At 57.2% G+C, this 236-nt stretch carries 1 protein-coding gene; it reads left to right on the forward strand.

The window, feature by feature from the left end:
* Positions 1 to 236, forward strand: a 236-nt coding sequence (locus HMPREF2785_RS11990; RefSeq protein ID WP_168164684.1) for a hypothetical protein, incomplete at both ends; no start/stop codon positions are given.

Raw genomic sequence — 236 nt, forward strand, 5'->3', positions numbered from 1 at the left:
GTCTACCAGTCTGTGGTGGATGAGCAGCGCTACACCTTTACGCCTCCGGCACCTGCTGAGGGTGCGATTGAGTCTGATGCTCCGGATGGCACGCACCAGTCGATTAATGGTTATGTGATTCACCAGCGTGATGGTGACCTTTCGGTGCATCCGGGTACGCGTGATCCGTGGAAGCCGATTCCGATGGCTGGTGTGCGTGTGTATGCGCAGTGGACGGAAAAGGGTGGCATTACCTC

It is taken from the genome of Corynebacterium sp. HMSC067D03, from assembly GCF_001811185.1.
Lineage (GTDB): Bacteria > Actinomycetota > Actinomycetes > Mycobacteriales > Mycobacteriaceae > Corynebacterium > Corynebacterium coyleae.